The organism is Nonomuraea sp. NPDC054003 (genome assembly GCF_055585125.1).
Genome location: NZ_JBVJKR010000007.1, coordinates 116,358 through 135,269, shown reverse-complemented (window position 1 = coordinate 135,269; position 18,912 = coordinate 116,358). Strand labels below are relative to the sequence as shown.

Annotated in this window: 20 protein-coding genes; 9 read left to right on the top strand and 11 right to left on the bottom strand. The window is 72.0% G+C overall.

Annotated features, from left to right (window positions below; all coding sequences use genetic code 11):
* Positions 1-34: 34 nt before the first annotated feature.
* Positions 35-1,468 carry an alpha/beta hydrolase gene (locus ACZ6YG_RS19805; RefSeq protein ID WP_466018809.1) on the bottom strand — a complete coding sequence of 478 codons (1,434 nt, stop codon included), beginning with the start codon at positions 1,466-1,468 and terminating at the stop codon, positions 35-37.
* 86 nt (positions 1,469-1,554) lie between these two features.
* On the opposite strand from ACZ6YG_RS19805, the gene ACZ6YG_RS19800 reads away from it, so the two are divergent.
* On the top strand, positions 1,555-2,256 hold the full coding sequence (locus tag ACZ6YG_RS19800; RefSeq protein WP_148030744.1) for an endonuclease V: 702 nt from the start codon (positions 1,555-1,557) through the stop codon (positions 2,254-2,256).
* Here ACZ6YG_RS19800 and ACZ6YG_RS19795 read toward each other — a convergent pair.
* A complete protein-coding gene (locus tag ACZ6YG_RS19795) occupies positions 2,219-2,590 on the bottom strand; it encodes a hypothetical protein (protein WP_148030743.1) in 372 nt (123 codons plus the stop codon). The two genes, ACZ6YG_RS19800 and ACZ6YG_RS19795, sit on opposite strands and share 38 nt — an antisense overlap.
* A gap of 111 nt (positions 2,591-2,701) precedes the next feature.
* Positions 2,702-3,325, bottom strand: a complete 624-nt coding sequence (locus ACZ6YG_RS19790; protein ID WP_466018808.1) for an NADPH-dependent F420 reductase — start codon at positions 3,323-3,325, stop codon at positions 2,702-2,704.
* An 82-nt stretch (positions 3,326-3,407) separates the two neighbouring features.
* On the opposite strand from ACZ6YG_RS19790, the gene ACZ6YG_RS19785 reads away from it, so the two are divergent.
* Positions 3,408-3,746 (top strand): winged helix-turn-helix transcriptional regulator, encoded by a 339-nt coding sequence (locus ACZ6YG_RS19785; protein WP_466018807.1) that lies wholly within the window; start codon positions 3,408-3,410, stop codon positions 3,744-3,746.
* Between the two features lie 5 nt (positions 3,747-3,751).
* Here ACZ6YG_RS19785 and ACZ6YG_RS19780 read toward each other — a convergent pair whose 3' ends face one another.
* The 6 genes from ACZ6YG_RS19780 to ACZ6YG_RS19755 form a co-directional block, all read right to left on the bottom strand.
* Positions 3,752-4,582, bottom strand: a complete 831-nt coding sequence (locus ACZ6YG_RS19780; protein WP_148030740.1) for a carbohydrate ABC transporter permease — start codon at positions 4,580-4,582, stop codon at positions 3,752-3,754.
* Positions 4,572-5,513, bottom strand: a complete 942-nt coding sequence (locus ACZ6YG_RS19775; protein ID WP_466018806.1) for a carbohydrate ABC transporter permease — start codon at positions 5,511-5,513, stop codon at positions 4,572-4,574. Before ACZ6YG_RS19775 ends, ACZ6YG_RS19780 begins: the two co-directional genes overlap by 11 nt.
* A gap of 1 nt (position 5,514) precedes the next feature.
* The gene (locus ACZ6YG_RS19770; RefSeq protein ID WP_466018805.1) at positions 5,515-6,774 is read right to left on the bottom strand and encodes an ABC transporter substrate-binding protein; all 1,260 of its coding nucleotides are present in this window, start codon (positions 6,772-6,774) and stop codon (positions 5,515-5,517) included.
* Positions 6,775-6,791: 17 nt separating this feature from the next.
* A complete protein-coding gene (locus ACZ6YG_RS19765) occupies positions 6,792-8,396 on the bottom strand; it encodes an FAD-dependent oxidoreductase (protein WP_271279794.1) in 1,605 nt (534 codons plus the stop codon).
* Positions 8,397-8,404: 8 nt separating this feature from the next.
* Complete coding sequence (locus ACZ6YG_RS19760) at positions 8,405-9,418, bottom strand: LacI family DNA-binding transcriptional regulator (RefSeq protein WP_364232247.1); 1,014 nt, start codon at positions 9,416-9,418, stop codon at positions 8,405-8,407.
* A gap of 113 nt (positions 9,419-9,531) precedes the next feature.
* A complete protein-coding gene (locus ACZ6YG_RS19755) occupies positions 9,532-10,008 on the bottom strand; it encodes a DUF6968 family protein (protein WP_148030736.1) in 477 nt (158 codons plus the stop codon).
* Between the two features lie 68 nt (positions 10,009-10,076).
* Between ACZ6YG_RS19755 and pyrF the strand changes: the two genes are divergently transcribed.
* A complete protein-coding gene (pyrF, locus tag ACZ6YG_RS19750; RefSeq protein ID WP_364232251.1) occupies positions 10,077-10,883 on the top strand; it encodes an orotidine-5'-phosphate decarboxylase in 807 nt (268 codons plus the stop codon).
* Between the two features lie 896 nt (positions 10,884-11,779).
* On the top strand, positions 11,780-11,995 hold the full coding sequence (locus ACZ6YG_RS19745) for a hypothetical protein (RefSeq protein WP_148030734.1): 216 nt from the start codon (positions 11,780-11,782) through the stop codon (positions 11,993-11,995).
* A 123-nt stretch (positions 11,996-12,118) separates the two neighbouring features.
* Here ACZ6YG_RS19745 and bla read toward each other — a convergent pair whose 3' ends face one another.
* Entirely contained in the window at positions 12,119-13,024 is a 906-nt protein-coding gene (gene bla / locus ACZ6YG_RS19740) for a class A beta-lactamase (protein ID WP_466018804.1), read from the bottom strand.
* A gap of 168 nt (positions 13,025-13,192) precedes the next feature.
* Between bla and ACZ6YG_RS19735 the strand changes: the two genes are divergently transcribed.
* The 5 genes from ACZ6YG_RS19735 (at position 13,193) to ACZ6YG_RS19715 (ending at position 18,508) form a co-directional block, all read left to right on the top strand.
* Positions 13,193-15,301: a hypothetical protein gene (locus ACZ6YG_RS19735; RefSeq protein ID WP_466018803.1), complete on the top strand. Its 2,109-nt coding sequence runs from the start codon at positions 13,193-13,195 to the stop codon at positions 15,299-15,301.
* A 138-nt stretch (positions 15,302-15,439) separates the two neighbouring features.
* A complete protein-coding gene (locus ACZ6YG_RS19730; protein ID WP_261808460.1) occupies positions 15,440-15,574 on the top strand; it encodes a hypothetical protein in 135 nt (44 codons plus the stop codon).
* A gap of 106 nt (positions 15,575-15,680) precedes the next feature.
* Positions 15,681-17,321, top strand: a complete 1,641-nt coding sequence (locus tag ACZ6YG_RS19725) for an OmpA family protein (protein ID WP_466018802.1) — start codon at positions 15,681-15,683, stop codon at positions 17,319-17,321.
* Positions 17,322-17,800: 479 nt separating this feature from the next.
* A complete protein-coding gene (locus ACZ6YG_RS19720) occupies positions 17,801-18,190 on the top strand; it encodes a hypothetical protein (protein WP_466018801.1) in 390 nt (129 codons plus the stop codon).
* 60 nt (positions 18,191-18,250) lie between these two features.
* Positions 18,251-18,508, top strand: coding sequence for a hypothetical protein (locus tag ACZ6YG_RS19715; protein WP_261808458.1), 258 nt, complete (start codon positions 18,251-18,253; stop codon positions 18,506-18,508).
* Between the two features lie 169 nt (positions 18,509-18,677).
* On the opposite strand, the gene ACZ6YG_RS19710 is transcribed toward ACZ6YG_RS19715, so the two are convergent.
* Positions 18,678-18,905: a hypothetical protein gene (locus tag ACZ6YG_RS19710; RefSeq protein ID WP_148030730.1), complete on the bottom strand. Its 228-nt coding sequence runs from the start codon at positions 18,903-18,905 to the stop codon at positions 18,678-18,680.
* Between the last annotated feature and the right edge of the window lie 7 nt (positions 18,906-18,912).

Here is an 18,912-nt window from a genome sequence, read left to right as displayed (position 1 = left end):
CTTTCGTACGGGCGAGGCAGCGTGATGTCCAGAGCTAGTGGAGCGCTTCGGCGATGGCGTGGGCGGTGGCTTCCCAGATGGGGGTGCGGGGGTCGATGACGGCGAAGTGGTCACCCACCATTTCCAGATAGGTCACCTCGTCTCCGGCGTTCGTTGCGGCGCGCGCGTACCGTCGGCCGAAGTCCACCAGGTCCAGGTCGTCGCCGGAGCCCTGCACGATCAGCTGCCGCACCTTGATCGGCACCCGTACCAGCGGCGACGCCCCGCCGTAGACGCGTTCGGCGGTGGAGCGTTCCCGCTCGGGGAGGTCGTCCCAGGTGGTGACGCCGAGCGCGGCGGCCACCGCGCCCGTGCCGACCCAGCGCCGGTCGCCCTCGACCAGGTCGAGCACCCCGGCCAGGGACACGGCCAGCGCCACCCCGGCGCCGTCGGCGGCGGCCCGCAGCGCGAGCTGGCCCCCGGCCGAGTGTCCCGCGACCGCCAGGCGTCCCAGGTCGAGCGGCGCGTCCAGGCGGGTGAGCGCCTCCATCCCGGCGGCCACGTCGGCGGTGGTGGCGTCCCAGCCGTGCAGGTCGGGGCGGCGGTACTCGAGGTTCCAGACGGCGAGCCCGCGGGCGGTCAGATCGGCGCAGAGCGCCTCCATGAGGTCGGCCGCCCAGACGGACCGCCAGTATCCGCCGTGCACCAGCACCACCACCGGCGACGGCCCCCCGGCCGCCTCCCCGGCACGAACCCCCGGCGCCGCGGCACGCCTGCGGGGCAGCAGGGGGACCCCATGCTCCCCCGAAGCGGCATCACCTTCCGCGACCGGGATCGCGGACCCCACGTCGCCGGCCGGCGAGGGATCCCCCGAAGGGACATCACCCTCCGGAACCGCGCGCGTGGACCCCGCACCCACCCCCGAAAGGGCGCCGTGCTCCGCAGCCGCGCTCGCGGGCCCGTCCTTGGGTGCGGCCCCCGAAGGGGCGCCGCCCTCCGGAACCGCACGCGCGGGCCCCGCGTCGCGCGCTGACGGGAGGTAGAGGTGGCCCCACTGGTCTCGATGCGGGCCGTACGGGATGCGGACGTGGGGGTGTCTGATGCGGTGGACCGCGTGGCGGACGGCCCACCGGAGGCCGGCGAGGCCGCGGCCGTGGAGGTGGGTGGCGTCCTCGGCCACCTCGACGCCGTCCGCCCGCCAGATGTCCAGCCAGGTGACGGGTCCGAGCGGCTCGGCCATCAGGGTCCGGAGCTCGCCGGGTCCCGGCAGGATGACGACCGCGTGGCCGGCCGAGTTGTGCCGCTCCCCCTGCCCGCCGCCCGAGCCCGGATGGCGGCGGCGGGTGCGGGCCCGGACGTCATCGGGGTCGCGGACGCGGGTGATGACCCCGCGCACGCCCAGGGAAACGAACTCGCGTTCGGCGATCTCGCCCAGGAGGGCCTCGTCCGCGGCCAGTCCAGGGCCGATCAGCACCAGGACATCGCTCATGACTTCCGACACTACAGAAGTTTCACCATCTGGGCCTTTGCTTAATCTTGTATCGGTATAGAAGTGGCCCGGCGTAGGTTGACCGGGTGCGTGTCGATCTTCTTCATCCCTGGCCGGAGAGCGTCGCCGAGGCGGAGGCCGTCCAGGAGCTGCTCCGCCCGCGCGTCGAGCTGACCGGCCCGGACCGGTTCGCCACGGTCGCGGGCCTGGACGTGCACTACCACGGCGACGACGACCTGTCCGCCGCCGTGGTGGTGCTGGACGCGGCCACGCTGTCCGTGGTGGAGCAGGTGGTGGTGAACGGCAAGGCGGCCTTCCCTTACGTGCCGGGCCTGTTCGCCTTCCGCGAGCTGCCCGCGCTGGTGGAGGCGTTGGAGCGGCTCACCGTCACGCCGGACCTGCTGGTGTGCGACGGGTACGGGCTGGCGCATCCGCGCGGCTTCGGCCTGGCCTGCCACGTGGGCGTGCTGACGGGCCTGCCGGCGCTGGGCGTCGGCAAGACCCCCTTCGTGGGCGCGCACGAGCCGCCGCCCCCGGAGCGCGGCGCGTGGTCGCCCATCGAGCTGGACGGCGTCGTGGTCGGACGTGCCCTGCGCACCCGTGACGGCGTCAAGCCGGTGTACGTGTCGCAGGGGCACCGCATCTCGCTGGAGACGGCGACCGGCCAGGTGCTGGCCCTGACGCCGCGCTACCGGCTGCCCGAGCCGATCCGCAGGGCCGACCACCTGGCCAGGCATCGGGACCCGGCCGCTAGGGCCGCCACGACCAGGTCACGAGCCACACGCTGACCCCGAACAGCGCCGCCCCGAGCGGGACGTGGACCAGCACCTGGCCGGAACCGCCCAGCATCGTCTGCACGAACCCCAGCAGCAGCGCCACCAGGCTGACCAGAGCCGGCCAGCCCGCGCCGCGCCCCGGCCGCCACAACAGGACAGCCGTGACCAGCAGGACCAGGCCGAGCACGTGGACGGCCCCCGAGCCCGCCCCGTGCATGCCCGGCCCCGCGCCGCCGAGCATCTGGCCGGCCGTGACGGCCTGGAAGAGCACCGCCGCCGCGTTGAGCAGCGCCGCCGCCCGGAACGCCGTCAGATATCCGCTGCGCTGCACGACCTGGGTGACCACTGGTTTCTCCTTCGACCTCGTACGAGATCACCAGGATCGCGGCCCCCGCCCTCGCGGGCATCCGCCGCCGGTCGTCATCGCGTGTACACCAGGAGTCGTACCCGGGGCCCGTCAGGCGGGCGGGTGGGCGCCGGAGTGTTCCAAGGGCGGCAGCACCGCCTGGGCGTCGGCGCCGCCGGACCAGAGGCCGATCATGAACGCGGCCGTCGCCTCCAGCAGCTCGGCCCGGCCGAGCCCGCCGCCGTCGACCGGTGCGCACCCCAGGTCCTCGGCCAGCCCGCGGGCGAGCGCGAGCGCGTCCGGGTCGTCGCCGCAGAGCGGCACGGCGAGCGGGCGCCCGCCGAAGACGGGCGGCGTCATCCGCCACACGTCCACGTGACACAGGTTGAAGGCCTTGACCACGTGCCCGCCGCTCAGCCGGGCGATCTCGCGGGCGACGGGCCGGAAACCGTGCGGTCCCACGTCGTTGGTGACGTCGATCACCGGCTTCCCCCGCGCCGCGTCCCCGGCCTCGGCGAGCACCGCGGGCACCGCCTCGGCCAGGACCGCCACCACGGCGACGTCCCCGAACCCGGCCGCCTCCCGGAACGTCCCCGCCCGGGCGCCCGTCGTCGCGGCCAGGACCGCCGCCCTGGCCGGGTCGCGCCCGCTCACCATGATCTCGTGCCCGGCCCTCGTCCACTGGGCGCCGAGGGCGCCGGCCATGTTCCCCGCTCCCAGGATCCCGATCCGCATGTCACTCCTCCACGTGCTGGTACATGTAGGAGAGACCCTAGAAAGCCCGATACGCACCATCCGGTGCCTTACGGAGGCCGCGTTGTTCCTCGCCGACTGCCAGGCCAGGCTCGCGTTCGACCTGCTGGCCAACACCTGGAACGCGGTCGTCCTGTGGTCGCTGCGCCACGGCCCCCGCCGCCCGGCCGACCTGCGCGTCCAGATCGGCGGCATCAGCCAGAAGATGCTCACCGAGACGCTGCGCCGCCTGGAGTTCAACGGCCTGGTCCACCGCCGGGCCTACGCCGAGGCGCCGCCCCGCGTCGAGTACGAGCTGACGGACCTGGGCCAAAGCCTCGTGGAGCCGATCGGCGCGCTCGGCGCGTGGGCGTTCGAGCACGCCGAGGAGGTGATGGCGGCGCAGGACAGGGCGGGCGCATGACGTGGTCAGCCTTTCAGCCCGGTGTGCGCCAGCCCTTCGATGAACTGGCGCTGCGCCAGCACGAACACCACCAGGACGGGCAGCGCCGTCATGCTGGCCGCGGCGAGCTGCACGTTCCACATGGGCCCGCCGTAGGCGTCGACGAACTGGGTGAGCGCCTGCGGGAGCGTGAAGTTGGCGGGCGTGGACAGGTAGACGATGGGTTCGAGGTAGAGGTTCCACGAGTGCAGGAAGGTGAAGATGGCGACGGCGCCGAGCGCGGGCCGGGCCAGCGGCAGCGCGACCCTGGCGAAGGTGCCGAACCGGCCGAGCCCGTCGACGCGGGCCGCCTCCTCCAGCTCGCCCGGCAGCGCGATGAAGAACTGCCGCATGATGAACGTGGCCAGCACGCTCGGCGCGCCCAGGATGGGCACCAGGATCAGCGGCCAGTGCGTGTCGGTCAGACCGGCGGTGTGGAACATCTGGAACAACGGGACGATCGTCACCTCGCTCGGGATGAGCAGCCCGACGAGCACGACCACGAACAGCGCGTTCTGCCCGGGGAAGCGGATGCGGGCGAAGGCGTAGCCGGCCATGGCGGCGACCGCCATCGTGCCCACGGTGACGACGGCCGCGATGTAGAGGCTGTTCCAGTACTGCTGGGCGAACGGCTGCAGCTCGAACACCCGCCCGTACGAGGAGAAGTCCCACCGGCCGGGCAGAAGCGACGGCGGGAAGGAGAAGATGTCGCTGATCGGCTTGACCGACGAGGTGACCATCCACCAGGTCGGGAAAACGAACGGCACGCACAGCGCGCACAGCGCCCCGTACAACGCGAGCTTGACCCTACGACTCATGGAAGACCCACTTCCGGCGCATCCGCCACTGCACCAGCGTCAGCACGGCGACGATCAGGAACAGCAGGACCGACAGCGTCGCCCCGTACCCGAAGTGCCGGAACTGGAAGGCCTGCTGGTAGAGGTAGTAGACGAGGACCGTGGTCGACATGCCGGGCCCGCCCTGGGTGAGCACCGCGATCTGGGCGAACACCTGCAGCGACCCGACCACGGTGATGATCGAGGTGAGCAGGATGGTCGGGCTGATCAGCGGCACCGTGACGCGGCGGAAGCGGGTCCACGCGCCGGCTCCGTCGAGGTGCGCGGCCTCATAGAGCTGCCTGGGCACGCCCTGCAGCGCGGCCAGGAAGAGCACCATGTTGAGGCCGACGTTCTTGATCACCTGGACGACGACGACCGACAGCAGCGCGGTGCCCTCGCCGCGCAGCCAGTTGGGCCCGTCGACCCCGGCGACGGCGAGCAGCCCGTTGACGCCGCCCTCGCCCTGGAGCAGGAACTGCCAGACGATGGTCCAGGCGACCAGCGACACCAGCACCGGCGAGAAGAACAGGGTGCGGAAGAACGTGGTGCCGGCGAGCTTCTGGTTGAGCAGGATGGCCAGGGTGAGCGCGAGGGCGAGGTTGAGCACGACCAGGCCGGCCGAGAACAGCGCGGTGCTGGTCAGGACCGCGCCCATGTTGGGGTCGGCGAGCAGCTTCTCGTAGTTCCGGCCGCCGACGAACTCGAACGTCCCGGCCAGCACGTTCCACTCCTGGAGGCTGTACCAGACGACGAGGCCGAGCGGCAGCAGCACGAACAGGACACTGCCGGCGAGCTGCGGCGAGACGAGCAGGTAGCCGACGAGGGCGTCGCGGCGCGGGATGGTCCAGAAGGGGCGGCGCCGGGCGGCGGCGCGACCCGCCACCCGGTCGCCGATGTCCGTCGCGGTCATGTCACGCGCCGAGCATGGGCTGGATCTTCGCGCACACGCCGTCCAGCACGGTCTTGACGTCGGCGTCAGCCACCCACAGCGCGTCGAGCGAGGCCCGGACGGTCTGCGCCAGCTCGGCCTGGCCGGTGTGGCTCGGCTTGACGACGCCGGTCTCGATGCCGTCGATCACGACCTCCTGGAGCTGCTCGGGCTTGAGCAGCGGGCTGGTCTTGGCCATGGTCTCGGCGGTGAGCAGGGAGTCGCGGGCGGGCGGGAAGTAGGCGGCGAGCTTGGCGGAGTTCGCCTCGTCGGTGAAGAAGGCGAGGAAGTCGGCGGCCGCTTCGGCGTTGGGCGACTTCTTCAGCACGCCGATCCCGGCCTGCCCGATGACCGCGTACTCACCCTTGGGCCCCGCGGGCAGCGGCACCAGGTCCCAGCCGAACTCGCCGTCCTCCAGCATGGCGGCGCGCGAGATCTGCGCGACGACCATGGCGGCGTCGCCGGCGAAGAAGTCGGCGACGGTGCCGGGGGCGGGCATGGCCTTGTCCTTGAAGATCATCGTGTGCAGGAACGTCATCGCCTCGACCATCTCGGGGCTGTTGAACCGGCAGGCGGTGCCGTCCTCGCTGTAGGCGGTGGCGCCCCAGCCGCGCCAGATGGTGGCCAGGTTGTCCCAGCCCTTGTAGTCGAAGTCCCAGATGGTCAGGCCGTGCTTGCCCTTGGCGGCCACCGCCTTGTTGATCTCGTTGGCGTGCTCCCAGTCCCACTGGCCCGCCTTGATCAGCTCCTGGGGCGTCTTCTGGCCCGCGGCCTTGACCAGGTCGGTGTTGACGAACACGCCGAACGGCGAGGTGGAGAACGGGTAGGCGAACAGCTCGCCGTCCTTCTCCCACAGCTTGGTCGCGGCGGGGACCAGCTCGCCCGGGTTCTGGATCTTGCTCTTGAGCGGGACGAGCGCGCCGGAGCCGACGAAGTCGGGGGCCGAGTTCTCCAGGATCCAGGCCAGGTCGGGCGGGTTGCCGCCGGCGATCTGGGTGGTGAGCGTGGTCGTGTAGTTCTCGAACGGCAGCGGGTCGAAGGTGATCTCGCCGGTCTCCGGGCGGGTCTTGCGGTAGTCGTCGGCGATCTCCTTGAACAGCTTGAGATGGGCCTCGTTCGAGGTCCAGATCGTCATCCTGAGCGGCTGCGGGCCCTGCGCGGCCGGCGCGTCGCCGCCTCCGCCGCCGCAGGCGGTGACCGTGAGCAGGACGCTCAGCGTGAGGGCGGCCAGCTTCGTCTTCATAGGGGGGTTCTCCTTCGTCAATATCCGGTGACGTCGGGCCAGCGCAGCTCCACCCCGTCGCGGGTGAGGCGGTGCTGGTAGTCGGCCAGGAGCCGCTCGTCCTCCCGCACGGCGTGCGGGGTGGTGGCGTGGTCCAGGCAGAACGCGGCGAGCGCGCCGGCGGCCTCGCCGACGTTCCACTCCACCGGGTGCAGGCGGTAGGCGCCGTTGGTGATGTGCGTGGTGCCGATGTTCTTGCAGGCGGGCAGCAGGTTGACCGTCCGCCGCGGGATGAGCGCGCCGAGGGGGATCTCGAACGGGGAGCAGGCGACGTCGATGTAGTTGTCGCCGCCGGTCGAGGGGTGCAGGTCGATGCGGTACATGCCGACGCCCACCGAGTCGGGGTAGGAGACGGCGCCCTTGTCGCCGCGCACCGCCGCGGACAGGTCCTGCTCGGTGACGGTGGTGAGGGCCCGGATGCGCCGGGACTCGCGGATGTAGGGGGCCATGGCCAGCCCGTCGGCGCCGCCGGTCACGTCGCCGCGCGGGCGCAGGCCGGGGTAGCCGGTGCCGCCGTCGTGGCGGGGCGCCTCCGTCTGCAGCCAGTAGAGCACCGACAGGGACAGCTCGCGGGCCGCCGCCAGGTGCCGGCCGGCGTCCGGCACGTCGATGACGGGGCCTTCGAGATAGTCGATCATCGGCCAGTTGACCAGCGTGATGTCGCTCTCGTACGCGCCGGGCAGGAAGTTGTCGCGGGCGGCGATCCTGCGGAAGGTCCACAGGTTGGCGTCGCCGGGGTTGACCCGCTGGTCGGCCTCCACCAGCCGGGGGTCGTCGCCGGGGTTGGGGGTGAAGGAACGCTCCACGATCTCCAGCGTGCGCGGGCTGGGGCAGCGCCACGACAGCAGCTTGTCGCCCCAGAACGACGGCTGGTAGGACCGCCAGAAGTCGTACGAGGCCGGCCTGTCGACGGTGTGGTCGCCGTCCACGTGGTCCATCGCGAAGCACACGGACACGGCCTGCATGTTGAGCGGCTGGGCCTCCTGCGGCGCGCTCGGCTCGCCCGTCTCGGCCTGCGACTCGAACCCGGTGACGTACTCGACCCCGGCCAGCGGCAGCAGTTCCCCGGTCTCGGTGGCGTCCAGCACGTACGCGGCGGTCGCGGTGATCTCGCCGCCGCCGTCGCGGTGCGCGAGCCGCACCGCCGTCACGCGGTCGCCGTCGGTCTCGGCCGCCACCGGGCGGTACGGCTGCAGCACGCGCAGCCTGCCCGACCCGCGGTACGGGGCGAGCATGGCCTCGATGACCGCGACCGCGACCCTGGGCTCGTGGCAGAGCCTGCTGACGTGGCCGGCGCCGGGGTTCAGCTCGCCCCACGCCCGCGCCCGCTCGGTCAGCGGGTAGTGGTCGCGGTAGTAGCGGCGGATGCCGTCGCGCAGCGCCCGGTAGCTGGCGGTGACGCCGAACCGCTCCACCCAGGTGTGCTCGTCCGGCGGCACCGCCTGGCTGGTGAGCTGGCCGCCCAGCCAGTCGTACTCCTCGGTGAGCACCACCGAGCGGCCCGCCCGCAGCAGGGCGAGGGCGGCGGCCACGCCGCCCAGCCCGCCGCCCACGACGAGCGCGTCTGCCGATATCTCAACCACGTGGGGGATCACCTTTCGTCGGGGACGGGCGCCAGCGTCGATCCGTCGACGAGCTCGCACGCCAGCAGTTCCTGCGGGTTTCCGCCGCGTTCCAGCACCCGGGTGAGCAGCTCGACGGCCCTGCGGCCCATCTCGCGCCGGGGGATGCGGAACCCGGTGAAGTCGATGTCGGTGGAGACCGGCCTGGTGGGCGCGCCGAGCGCGACGATCGACAGGTCGCGCGGCACGTCCAGGCCCCGGGCCAGGGCCGCTTCGGCGATGGCCGCGCCGTCGGCCAGTTCCTCGGCGAACACCACGGTCGCGCCGGACTCGAACAGCCCGGCGGTGGTGGTCAGGTGCAGGCCCTCCGCGCCGGTCTCCGCGACGCCCGCGGTGAAGCCGCGCAGCCGGTCGGCGTACGACTCCGCGCCGCGGCCCACGCCGACGTAGGCCATCCGCCGGTGCCCGAGCGCGGCGGCGCGCGCGACCAGCGCGCGCACCGCCGGCGGATAGTCGGCGCCCACGTACGGCACGGGCCCGCCCGCGTCGTCGCGGCGGCCGACCGAGACGAACGGGATGCGCTCGGCCAGCAGCCTGGCCAGGTCGTCGCGGTCGACGGTGCGGCCGAGCAGCACGCAGCCGTCGGCCAGCCGGATCCGGCTCTCCGCGCTGAAGATCCGCCGCCGCTCCCCCTGCGCCGCCTTGGCGCTGGTGAACAGCAGCAGGTCGCAGCCCGCCTCCTCGGCGCACTCCTCGATGCCGACCAGGAACGGGTGGTAGAAGTCGGCGCTCTCGGCGGGGAAGACCGCCTCGTAGGTGAACACGCCGTAGATGCGGTTGCGCCGCTCGGCCAGCCGGCGCGCCGCCGGGTCGGCCACGTAGCCGGTGTCGCGGATCACCTGGAGCACCCGGTCGCGGGTCTCGGGCGAGATCCGCACCTCGCTCTCGGCCTTTCCGTTGAGCACCAGGGACACCGTGGTCTGGCTCACCCCGGCCATCCGCGCGATGTCCTGCTGCGTCAGACGCCGCCCCGAACTCGTCACAGTCGGTCACCCGTTCCGTTGCTAATGCGCATTAGTGCGACATTGTGCGACCGCACGCACTGCGCGGTCAAGAACTAATTCGTATTAGCACAGCGGATCGGTCGAGCGGTGGCCTACAGCCGCATCTGCGCCGGCATCAGGGTCTCGGCGTCGGACAGCTCCACGCCCAGCAGCTCGCCGCCGCCGCCGAAGTCGAGCACCACGCCGTCGGCGACCACCTGCCGCGCCGCCTCGCCCGCCACGATCTCATGCTTCATCGATATATAGGCGATGTTGTGGTAGCGGTCCCAGCTGGTGTAGACGGTGCACGGACGTCTGCCGCCCGGCTCCTCCTCCGAGGCGAGCAGGCCCTCCCTGGATTCGTGCGAGCCCGCCAGCGCCGCCCGCACCATCGCCATCGCCAGCTCCACTGCCTGCAGGGATTCGGCTCCCGTGGCCTTCCGCTCGTGCTCCCAGCCGGCCAGCCCGTCGATCCGGTACGGGCAGGACCAGTCTCCCCCGGCCTCCGCGTACGGCATGCCGATGGCGGCGACCACCTCCCGAGGGGGCTCGGTGCGCAACGTCAGCGTGCGGCGAGCGATCTCGTACATGTTCGTCGCTTTACCCGGAGCGCCCGCTCGGGAAGACTGCCCATGCGACTTCACGAAGGGGGCGTGTGATGACCGAGTCGTTCGGAACACGGTTACGAGCCAGGATCGACAAGTACGGACCGCTCTGCGTGGGGCTGGACCCCAGTCCCGAGCTGCTGCACGCGTGGGGGCTGGACGACTCCCCCGCCGGTCTCGAACACTTCAGCCGGGGTGTGGTCGACGCGGTGAGCGACCTGGCCGCCGTGGTCAAGCCGCAGTCGGCCTTCTACGAGCGCTGGGGCAGCCGGGGCGTCGCGGTGCTGGAGCGCACCGTCGCCGACCTGCGCGACGCCGGCCCGCTGGTGCTGCTCGACGTCAAGCGCGGCGACGTCGGCGCCACCATGGCCGCCTACGCGGAGGCCTACCTCGACCGGGGCAGCCCGCTGGCGGCCGACGCGGTCACGCTCAGCCCCTATCTGGGGTTCGGCAGCCTGGCGGGCGCGATCACCTCGGCGCTGGCCGCCGACGCGGGCGTGTTCGTCCTCGCCCGCACCTCCAACCCCGAGGGCGCGCGCCTGCAGGAGGCGGTGGCCGGGGAGATCTACGAGGGGGTACGGGCCGCGAACGCCGGTCGCGACCCGCTCGGCTCGGTGGGCGTGGTGGTGGGCGCGACGGTGACCGACCCCGGCTACCCGCTCGACCGCCTCAACGGCCCGATCCTGGCGCCGGGGCTGGGCGCCCAGGGAGCGACTCCGGCCGACGTCGGACGCTTGTTCGCGTCCGTACGGCACGCGGTGCTGCCGTCGGCCTCCCGGTCCCTGCTGGCGGACCAGACCGGACTACGGGCCCGTACGGAACGCTACCGCGACGAGTGCGCCCACCACCTGAGCCCCTGACACCACCCGTCGCTTTCCCACACGCCCGCCCCTTGCCCCCGTCAGCCCACCCGTCCCTGCCGCTGCTCCACAGCTCCGAGGCGTGGAAGGCGAACCGATCGAACAGGCCGTCGTCCTGATGACGCCTCAGGTGCAGCATGGGCGAGTCGTGTCCGACCAGCTTGGCCAGGTGAGGCGTCACAAGCATCTCGGAGTCGAACCGGAACACGCTCATGGCGATGTGCTCGTCGCCGTACCTGGCCTCGATCCCAGGGACGTCGCGTAGCCGCTCGATCTCCGACAGCGTGATCCGGATGCGTGTGGACACGGTCAAGGGGACGTTCTCCGCTTCCTCACGGCTCCGTGTGACGTCACTCTCCGGGTCGCCGACGAGGAACCGGATCTTGCAGCCCTGTTGAGCCTTCCGCTTGAGCGCCTTCGCCAGATTGGGATGTTCCAGCCACAGGAAGTAATTCGTGTAACCGGCGAACACGATCTCGTTGCGCGCCGCGTTGATGAGATTGCGCCAAATCGATTTCGGGCATGCAGAGCGATACGGATAAACTGACAAGACTTCTTTGCCCGGCCCCGTTTTCACTGTGTTGCGGATTGCGTCTGGCCATAGCACGGCTGCCTCAACTCCTAGTGCCTCTGCGGCGGCCCGCCGGTGCCGCAGGTGCGGGATACGAGCTTCGTCCTGCAACCAGCGTTCGACCGTCTTGACGTCAACTCCACACCGGTCGGCCAAGCTCTGGTTCGCGACCTGGGCGTTCAGCATGGCGGCGCGTAGAGAGACGTTGGTCACGATACACCTCGGACTGGAGGACGCCAGGGACGTTCTGAGCGTAACTCCATCACATCCCGGACGTCTGAATAACGTGGTGGATTCGTCACTCTTGAGTAAGCAGTCTTACCGCATGTCCACACCGGTAATTCTCGAAGACCTCCAGGTGACTTTTCCTGATTGGTGCATGTGGCGCAGTTCCGCAGGACGCCTGTGGGCGACCCGGAACGGCCGACGCCTGTCGCAGCACGAGATCCGACACGGTCTCTGCCAGACGATCGACGCTGACGACGTCGCCCAGCTCGCCGAGCTGTTGCGGCAGCAGGAGGCGGCGGAGCGGGCATTGTGAGCACGCCCGGCGCGTTCCCGCCCCGCTGCGCGTGACCGGCTGTCCCGCGTACGTCTCTCCGAAGGGCTGCCGCACGGACTGTGCCCCCCTGACAGGGACGGCGTCGCGACTGCCCGGTGGCTGTTACAGCTTGCCGAGGGCCTTGGCCAGGGCGGTCGCGGCGGAGGCGATCACCTTGTCGTCGTGCGGAGTGTCGTCGTCGTTGCGGTTGGTGAAGACCGAAAGGATGATCGGCGCGCTCGATCCGGGGGTCCAGACGATCGCGACGTCGTTGGCCGTGCCGTGGTTGCTCGCGCCGCCGGTGCCGGTCTTGTCGCCGACCGTCCAGTCCTTGGGAAGTCCCGCCTTGATCCGGTTGGCCCCGGTGAGACTGGCCTTCAGCCAGCCGACCAGCCGCGCCCGGTCCTGCGCGTGGAGGGTCTTGCCGGTGGTCAGCTCGGCGAAGGTCCGGGCGGCCGCCGCGGGGGTGGTGGTGTCGCGCCTCTCGCCGGGCGCCCAGTGGGTGAGCGTGGGCTCCGTACGGTCCAGGCGGCTGGTCCGGTCACCGGTGGCGCGGAAGAACCGGGTGAGGCCGGGCGGCCCGCCGATCTGCTTCAGCAGGGTGTTGCCCGCGAAGCCGTCCGATTTGGTGATGCCGGCGCGGCACAGCTGGGCGGGTGTCATCCCGGTGTCGGTGTATTCGGTGGTCTCCGGGGAGTTCCCGGTCAGCTCGGCCATGTCGGCGGGCTTCCAGCGGATCACCTTGTCCATCAGCCCGGGGGCGCTGGTGCGCGCCTTGTGCAGCACGGCCGCGCACGCGAACACCTTGAAGCCGGAGTTGAACGGGAAGCGCTCGCCGGCCCGGTAGCCGACTGTCCTGCCGGTCGCCAGGTCGATGCCGACCGCGCCGATACGCCCGTCGTAGGTCTTCTCCAGTTCCCGCAGCGTCTTGTCCAGTTCGGAGCCGGTGGCGGCGCCCGCCCCGGGCGCGAGACCGCCCAGCAGCACGGCGACGGCCGATGCCAGAACCCCTAGTCGCAGTCGTGTCATGCCGAAAAGAAGATCAGAAACCGGCCGGGTCCGTCCAATAGTGATATTCGACCGGCTTTCATACCGGTGTGGATATCGTCGCCTGTACAGGGCGGGCTGGCGGGCGAAATCAGACCGTTCGCGACACATGAGACGTGGACGGAGGCTGCCCTCTGTCACCGTTCCCCCATGACACGCATCGAGTTGGTGGAGCGGATGCGCGGCTCCGGGGTGCTGTGGCGGGGCTCTCTGGACGGGGTACGGCGGCTGGTGCCGCTCGCGGTGCCCGGCGCGCTCGTGCATGCGCCTCTGTCCGGGTTCGTCCTGCTGCTGATGGTGGTGTGGGCGGGCGGGTCGGCGGCGGTGGTCGACGGGCGGCTGGACCTGATCGGGGCGTCCGGCGGGGAACTGCTGGCCTGGACGGTGACACTGGCCGCGCTGGTGGTGCTCGCCCAGGCGGTGGTGTTCCCGGCGACGGTGGTGCTCGCGGCCGGGTGGCTGGTGGGCCGCCGGGTTCCGCCGGTGGTGGCGCTGCGGATGGCCGCGCGGCGGTTCCCGGCCATGTTTCTCCTGGTCGTGCTGGCCTCGGTGGCGTACGTGGCGATCACGGCCGCCGGGTTCGGCGTGCTGGTGGTGACCGGCCGGGAATGGCCGGCCACGGTGGTCATGGTGGTGCTGGGGCTGGTGGCGATGCCCGGCCTGCTGGCCGTGCCGTCGGTCATGCTGCACGGGTGCACGGCGCCGGGCGCGGTCGTCCGCGCCTACCGGTTGGTCCGCTACCGGGAACTGCCGACGGCCTGCACGCTGGCTCTCGGGGTGGTCGTGGTGCCCGTGGCGGTGGCGCGGGCGGCGGAACACGGCCTGGAGCCGCTGCCGGGGCCGCTGTCCACGGCGGGGTGGGCGGTGGCCGGGACGGTCCTGGCGCTGGCCGTGACGCCGGTCCAGGCGGCCGTGGTGGCGCGGCAGTTCCTGCACTGCGTGGCCTGGCGTACCGAGACGCATGACGAGGACCTGGAGCACGGCGTGCCGGCCGGGACGGCGCGGCCGGTCAGGGCGGCGCTGTGGCCGGTGGTGCTGGCGCCGGGGCTGCTGTTCGGCGGGATCGTGCTGGTCAACCCGTTCGGGTGGACGGAGGTCACCGAGACGGTGGTGTCCGGAGGCGAGGATTCCGAGGCCCGGGGATCGGGAGCCGGGACGCTGTCGTTCCGGCCGTGGGAGCTGCGGAGCGCGCACGCCGGTCACGACGGCGAGGTGAAGGTGGTGGTGGACGGCTTGTACACCGCCGCGGGCGTGCTGACGTGCGGCGATCCCTCCTGCGAGCGGGCCGGCCTCGCCTGGGCGGACGACGTGGCGGCTCTCTCCGACAAGGCGAGGAACGGGTACGCCGCCGCGCGGCTGCCGGACGGCAGGATGGCGGTGACCACCTGGTCGGGGCCGCGGCTCAGGGTGTCACACTGCGGGACCTTCGCCTGCGCGGCGGCCCCGGGCGGGGCGGTCGTCGCAGAGGCGCGCGACCGGCCGTTCCACGCGGGGGTGGCGATGGCGGTACGACGGGACGGCGGGCTGGTCGTGGCCTTCGCCGACAGGGAGCGGGCGGACGACGGCGACGACCTCGTCACCCTCATCTCCTGTGCGGACGCGGCCTGTTCCCGGCCGGAGCCGAGCGAGGCCGCGCGGCTGGCCCCGGCCGCGTATCTGAACGGCCCGCCCGTCCTGGCGGTCGCGGCGGGGCCCGGTGACCGGCCGGTGGCCGCCCGGTTCGACGTCGTCACCGGCCAGATCCACGTCATCTCGTGCGCGGACGCGGGCTGCCGGCAGCCGCGCGTGACCAGGCCGGTGCCGCCGTATCCGGCGCGGGACGACGCCGGGCTGCGCCAGGAGACCGGGCTCACGCTGGCGGTGCGGGCGGACGGCCGTCCGATGATCGCGTACCGGGACGTACGCGACCGTGCGGCCAAGCTGCTGGACTGCCGCACCCCTGACTGCGCGCGGGCGGACGTCGTCACCCTGGACGCCGGCGACACGGACCTGGCCACCCCGGCGCTAATCCTGGACCGGGCGGGCCGACTCCTGGTCGCCTTCCAGAACGCCGAGGGGACCCGGATCATGCTGGCGACGTGCACCGGGGGCCGTTGCACGAGCACTCCGGTGGCCAGGATCCGCGGCGGCGCCGGCGAAACCCTCGCGATGACCCTGGACAACGAGGGCAGGCCGGTGATCGTGTGGCTGGACTACGACGCCGCCCCGGAACCCGGCTGGGAGCTGGTCATCACCACACCACTCAACCTCACCGACTGACCGGCATCAGCCGACGAGGCCGATACGGGGGAGATCTACGAGGGGGTACGGGCCGCGAACGCCGGGCGCGACCCGCTCGGCCTCAACGGCCCGATCCTGGCGCCGGGGCTGGGCGCCCAGGGAACGACGCCGGCCGACGTGGGGCGGGTGTTCGCCGCCGCGCGGCACGCGGTGCTGCCCTCGGTGTCCCGGTCCTTGCTGGCGGACCAGTCGGGGTTGCGGGCGCGCGCGGAGCGTTACCGCGACGAGTGCCTCCTGCACCTGTCGCGCTGACCCTGGTTACCTGCTCACCATCGGCCAGGCCATGCCGTACGGACGCTCGCCGGCAATTGCGGCGAACTGGCCGCTTTTCAGAGATCCTCTTCTATAGAGTTCCCCGATGACTGACACCCCTGTGGCCCATGATGTCCGTGGGAAGTCACGTCCGCTGAGACTCAGCGCCGCCGCGTGCGCCCTGGCCGTGTTGACGTCCTGCGGTGTGCTGCCCCAGCCGGATCGCGCCGCCTCTCCGGCCGCGGACGCGTCGGCGCCCGCTCCGGCTGAGCCCGACACGCCCCAGCCCTCGCAAGGCACAGCCACCCCTTCCGCTTCCACGAGCCCCTCCTACAGCGATCCGCACGCCGACGCCCGCCGGCCCCTCGCCGGCGCCCTCGCCACCCACGCGGACCACGGCAAGCGCACCGTCCGGGCCGACCTCGTCGGACTCAACCGGATCGGCGACCATGTCGCGGTCCAGGTACGTCTCACCGAAACGGGCGAACGCTCCATGTACGTGTGGCACCACGTCGAGGACCGCATGGCAAGCGGGCGCGACAAGGACGACATGGCATCCGGCCTCGGCATCGTCGACGCCGCCGCCGGCCGCCTGCTCATGCCGTCGACCACGCCTGACGGCGGCTGCGCCTGCACCGTGGAGGACGACTTCGAGAGGCCGTGGCTCGAACCGGGCAAGCCACGCACCTTCTTCGCGCTGGTGCCCGCGCCCTCTGGGGGCGCCACCTCGGCGACCGTGTACACCCCGTTCGCCCCGCCCTTCGTCAACGTCCCCATCAGCGACGAACCACCGCAGCCGCCGCCCAACCAGCAGATCCCGGACCCGGCAACAGCCCAGCTCACGCCGCTCTCCTATCCGGTGGAACTGCCCTCGGCCAGCCTGGACAACAGCATGGAGACGACCACGGACGATCGGCGGGCACGCATCAACCTCTCCTCCGACGTGCTCTTCAAGGTGAACAAGGCGGACCTGTCCGCGGGCGCGCGCCACGTGCTCGAACGCACCGCGGGCCAGATCGACGAGTCGGACGCCGCCGAGGTCGCGATCGACGGCCACGCGGACTCGACCGGCACCGACGCCATCAACCAGCCGCTCTCCGAACGCAGGGCCGACACCGTGCGCAAGGATCTCGCATCGCTGGTCACCCGGGAAGGGGTGACGTTCCGTGCGCGGGGCCACGGTTCCGCCCAGCCGCTGTACTCCAACGCCGACGCGGACGGCCGGCGCAAGAACCGCCGGGTAACGGTCAGTTTCGACCGGCCGGGAACACTGCCCGCGCCTTCCCCGAGCAGCACGCCGAGCCCTGTCGAGTCGGGGCGTCCCGGCGGTAGCAGCAGCACGAACGTCAAGGGACAACCCTTCACGGTCGAGGTCGACCCCATCCGCGTCATCAGCGAGGGGATCGGCCTCATGGTTTTCAGGACCACCAACAACGGCATCAAGGAGACCTGGCTGCACGACCTCAGCGATCGCCCGACGGCCCTGCCGGGCAGGGGCGGCATCGGCGGCGCCACGAACGTCGACGTGGTGGACCCCCGGGGCAAGACCCTCCACGGGGCCGCGGTCGTCTACGGCCGGCAAGGCTCCCGGCTCTACTGCCTGTGCACCCCCACCAAGTACAAGAGCGACCACCTAGCGCAGGAGACCAAGGAGCACTGGGCCGTCATCAGCCTGCCGCGGGACCCGTCGAGCGTGCGGGTCCGAGTAGCGGAGTTCCCGCCTCTGGCCGATGTGCCGGTCATCTAGACCGCCGGCTGCCGCGGCGCGTTATGCGACGAGTGCCTCCTGCAACTGTCGCGTTGACTCCGGGTGGCGACCAAGGAGGTGCGGCTGTTCGGCCTCGGGCCCTTCCCGCGCGGCCGGATGAACGCCGCCCGCCGCGCGATGGACCGCAGGAAACTGGCTGCTCGCCCTGCTGGCCACGGCCATCTCCGGCGGCGGGCTGGTCTGGCTGCTGGCCGGCACCGCCGAGGGACGGTTCACCGTCGGGGACGTGTCCATCTTCATCTCCGCGGTCGCGGGCGTGCAGGGCTCGCTCGGCGGCTCGGTCACCGCCGCCGCCTCGGCGCACCGGCTGCTGCTGTTCGGTCACTACACCGCGATCGTCAGGAGCGGCTCCGACCTGCCGGAGCCGGCCGCGCCCCGCGCCCTGCCGCCGCTTCGGAGCGGCATCGAACTGCGCGACGTCTGGTTCCGCTACAGCGACGAGCACCCGTGGGTGCTGCGTGGCCTCAGCCTGCGCATCCCGCACGGCTGTTCGACGGCGCTCGTCGGGCGCAACGGAGCCGGCACGAGCATGCTGGTCAAGCCGCTGCGCGCGAGGCGCGATCCTGTGGGACGGAGCGGACATCCGGGACGTCCCGGCCGCCGAACTGCGCGCCCGCATCGGCGCCGCCTTCCAGGACTTCGTCGCGTACGACTTCAGCGCCGCCGACAACCTGGCCGTCGGCGACCTGTCGGCGGCGAACTCCCCCGCCAGGATCGAGGAGGCGACCCGCCGCGCCGGGGTGCACGACGTGCTGGTGAGCCTGCCGCACGGCTACGACACGCTGCTGACCCGTATCTTCGCCGGCACGTTTCCCGAAGAGGACCCGCAGGTGGGGGCCATGCTGTAGGGCGGGCAGTGGCAGCGGGTCGCGCTCGCCCGGGCCTTCCTGCGCCGCGACCGCGACCTGATGATCCTCGACGAGCCGAGCGCCGGGCTGGACGCCGAGGCCGAGCACGACATCCACACGCGGCTGCGGCGGCTCCGGCGGGGCGGCACCACCCTGCTCATCACGCACCGGCTCGGCGCCGACCTCATCGTCGGCCTCGACGACGGACGGATCGCGGAGCAGGGTGACCATGACTCCCTGATGAGGGCGGACGGCCCCTACGCCCGCATGTTCGCCCTCCAGGCCGCCGGGTACGTCTCGCCCGCGGAGCTGCCATGATCGCGGCGGGGCTCGCGGCCGTGGCCGCCGCCGTGCTGTGGCTGCGCCGCCGCCAGGAGGATACATGCCCCCGGGGCGGCTCCTGGGCGCCACTTCCTGACCCGTTCACGGTCGAGGTCGGGCCCATCCGCGTCCACCGGCGACGGCATCAGAAAGACGTGCTCGGCGATCAGCCCGTGGGGCCGATGTCGGGGCGTTCCTCCTCGCCCTCGGCGTGGTCTCGTTCCTCGGGGCGGTCCTCGTCGGGCCGCTCCGGCTCGTCGCGGGCCTCGGGAGGGTCCGCGGGGATGGGGCGGCGGGACTTCTCGGTGCTCGCGCCGGAGCGCTCCGCGACCACGTCGCTCTCCGCGCCGAGGCCGTCCGCCGCAGGGGGCGTGTCGCCGGGGTTCTCGCTCATACCTTCC